At 42.5% G+C, this 233-nt stretch carries 1 protein-coding gene; it reads left to right on the top strand.

From position 1 onward, the window contains the following. On the top strand, positions 1 to 233 hold a 233-nt coding region (locus tag Q4528_RS16345; protein WP_303522841.1), incomplete at both ends, for an aminotransferase class III-fold pyridoxal phosphate-dependent enzyme.

Below are 233 nucleotides of genomic sequence, written 5' to 3'. Positions count from 1 at the left end.
ATTCAAAGCATTGAAGATATTTTTGCTGAAGATATTGCTGCACATGATGTGGCTGCAATTGTACTTGAACCTGTGCAAGGGGAAGGTGGCTTCAATGTGGCCCCAGCGGAATTCTTAACGCGTTTACGTGCACTATGTGACTTGCATGGTATTTTGCTGATCGCAGATGAGGTTCAGTCTGGTTTTGCACGCACAGGCAAATTATTTGCTATGAATTACTATGAAACTAAAGC

The sequence above is a fragment of the Staphylococcus pasteuri genome, assembly GCF_030547725.1.
In the GTDB taxonomy this organism is placed as follows: domain Bacteria; phylum Bacillota; class Bacilli; order Staphylococcales; family Staphylococcaceae; genus Staphylococcus; species Staphylococcus pasteuri.
Note: the sequence above shows the minus strand (reverse complement) of the source record. Positions and strands in the feature narration are given on the sequence as shown.